General features: G+C 29.8%; 2 protein-coding genes. Both read right to left on the bottom strand.

All coding sequences use genetic code 11. The features are described 5' to 3' along the window. Positions 1 to 488 precede the first annotated feature (488 nt). A complete protein-coding gene (locus tag VLM92_RS07345) occupies positions 489 to 2354 on the bottom strand; it encodes an ABC transporter ATP-binding protein (protein ID WP_325275687.1) in 1866 nt (621 codons plus the stop codon). After that, positions 2347 to 3318 (bottom strand): ABC transporter ATP-binding protein (locus VLM92_RS07340; protein ID WP_325275686.1); only part of this gene is annotated, 972 nt, incomplete at its 5' end. The genes VLM92_RS07345 and VLM92_RS07340, both read right to left, overlap by 8 nt.

The raw sequence follows: 3318 nt of genomic DNA, 5'->3' as shown, positions 1-3318 counted from the left end.
CCAGCGTTCATCCTGAGCCAGGATCAAACTCTCAAATAAAAGTTTAACGGGCTCAGATACTGTTATATATCTGGCTTTGTTTGTTTGGTTTGTTTCAATTCTATAAATTAACCTACTGTTTAATTTTCAAAGTTCATTTTAAGCGACTGTGTCAGCGCTTTTTTGTTTTTGCCCTTTTCTTAAGGACAAGTAATACTATATCATCTTAATTTAATATCGTCAATACTTTTCATAAAACTTTTTTATTTTTGTTAATTTATATTAAAAATATCTATACACATGATTCATTTCACTAACTTTACATAACCTTACAGATATAAAATCCTTATATTAAAAAGACATGAAACTAAAAAAATCATTTTTTAAGCTTCATGTCTTTTATTTCAATTTAAAATATTCTTTTTTATTTGCTACTTATATACTAATAAACTCCTAGTCCTAAAGATTTATACAACTATATTTATATTAGATAATTGTAGCTTATTCTATTAACAAGCTTCCCCTTGATCAAACTGACTATTATAAAGTTCAGCATAGAATCCATTTGCTTTTAATAGTTCTTTGTGATTCCCCTGCTCTACTATATCGCCATCCCTCATTACTAATATTAGATCTGCATTTCTTATAGTTGATAGTCTATGAGCTATTATAAAACTTGTTCTGTCTTCCATAAGATTTTCCATAGCTTGTTGTATTAATAATTCTGTACGAGTATCTACTGAACTTGTAGCCTCATCTAATATTAGTATCTTTGGATCTGCAAGTATTGCTCTTGCTATTGTTAATAATTGTTTTTGTCCTTGAGATATATTGTTTGCTTCTTCATTTATTTCTAAATTATAACCATCAGGTAATGTTTTAATAAAGTGGTGAGCATGAGCTAGCTTTGCAGCGCTTTCTATATCTTCATCACTTGCATCTAGTTTACCATAACGAATATTTTCCTTAATACTTCCATTAAATAACCAAGTATCTTGTAAAACCATACCAAACATCTTTCTTAAATCATCTCTTGTAAATTCTTTAGAATCATGTCCGTCAATTAATATATTTCCACTATTTAATTCATAGAATCTCATAAGTAATTTTACTATTGTTGTTTTACCAGCTCCTGTTGGTCCTACTATTGCCACCTTTTGGCCTGGCTTTACTTTTAATGAGAAGTCATTTATTATTATTTTGTCTTCATCATATCCAAAGTGAACATTCTTAAATTCAACTTCTCCTTTTATATTTTCAGTTGAAACTGTATTTTTTGCATCTTCACTTTCTTCTGTTTCTTCTAAAAACTCAAATACTCTTTCTGCTGCGGCTGCTGTTGATTGCATTACATTCGCTATTTGAGCAGTTTGAGCTATCGGCTGCATAAATGATCTTGTGTATTGAATAAAAGATAATATATCTCCTACCTTTATAGCATCCTTTATAGCAAGGTATCCACCCATTATAGCAACCATTACGTACCCTAAGTTACCTATGAAAGTCATTATTGGCATCATCATACCTGATAAGAACTGAGATTTCCAAGCAGAATGATATAATGTATCATTTAATTCATCAAATTCAGCTATTGCTTTTTCTTCTCCATTAAATGCTTTCATTATATTATGACCACTATATATTTCTTCTATATGACCATTTGCATGACCTAAATATTTTTGCTGGTCTTTAAAGTATTTTTGTGATTTTTTAAATACTATCATTATAAATAATAATGATAATGGTATTATTATTAAACTTACTAAAGTCATTCTTACACTTATCGATAACATCATTATAAGAACCCCTATAATAGTTGTTACTGCTGTTATCATTTGAGATAAAATTTGATTTAAATTTTGACTTATAGCATCTACATCATTTGTTACTCTTGATAATACTTCTCCGTGTTTATTTTTATCAAAGTATTTAAGTGGTAATCTGTTTATCTTTTCAGATATTTCTTTTCTTAGTTTATACGACACTTTTTGAGCTATATCAGATGTTACAAAAGTTTGAACAAATGAAAATAAAGCACTTATAACATATAAACCAGCTAACATAGTTAAAGTTTTTGATATAAAGCTAAAATCTATACCATCACCTTTTCCACTAACTTTACTTACTAATCCTTCAAATATTTTTGTAGTAGCATTTCCTAATATCTTGGGTCCTACTATATTAAATGCAGCACTACCTATTGCAAATATTACAACAAATATCATAGGTATTGTGTATGGCTTTAAATACTTAAATAATTTTTTCATAGTCCCTTTGAAGTTCTTGGCCTTTTCTACGTTGCCCATTCCACCCATAGGACCACCCATACGGCCACCCATACGACCTGGTTTTTGTGCATTGTTTTGATTATTCATGTCCTAACTCCTCCTTTGAAAGTTGAGATAGTGCAATTTGATTATATACTTCACAATTTTTCATAAGTTCTTCATGTGTTCCTATACCGACCATTTTACCTTCATCTAAAACTATTATTTGCTCTGCATTAATTATAGTACTTATTCTTTGAGCTACCATAATTACTGTAGAATCTTTAATTTCAGCTTTTAATTCTTTTCTAAGCTTTGCATCTGTCTTTAAATCTAATGCTGAGAAACTGTCATCGAATATTAGTATATTTGGTTTTTTAGCTAATGCACGAGCAATAGAAAGTCTTTGTTTTTGACCTCCAGATACGTTTGTACCACCTTGTGATATTTCTGTTTCAAACTTATCTGGTTTTTCTTGAATAAACTCCATCGCTTGAGCTATCTTACAAGACTTCTCTATTTCGTCTATACTTGCATCTTCTGCTCCATATCTTATATTACTATCAATAGTTCCTGAGAATAAAACTCCTTTTTGTGGAACATATCCTATTTTTTCTCTAAGTTCATGTTGACTTGCTTCTTTTATATTTATACCATTTACTAAAACTTCACCCTCTGTTGCATCAAAGAAGCGAGGTATTAGGTTTACAAGTGTTGACTTACCACTTCCTGTACTTCCTATAAATGCTGTTGTTTGACCTGGTTTAGCAACAAAGTTTATATTACTTATTACATCATCTTCTGCATCTGGATATTTAAATGATACATTTTTAAATTCCACATACCCGTCTTTTGATTCATCTAAGCTTTTAGTGTTTTCAATATCTTTTACAGAAATATCCGTAGATAAAACTTCACTTATACGAGTAGCTGATACAGATGCTCTTGGTAATATAACTGATAACATTGATATCATTAAGAATGACATTATTATTTGCATAACATATTGTATAAATGCCATCATATCCCCAACTTGCATAGCTCCTGAATCAATATTATGAGCACCTACCCA

It is taken from the genome of Romboutsia sp., assembly GCF_035470145.1.
Taxonomy (GTDB): Bacteria; Bacillota; Clostridia; order Peptostreptococcales; family Peptostreptococcaceae; genus Romboutsia_D.
This window is presented reverse-complemented; position numbering and strand designations above follow the sequence as displayed.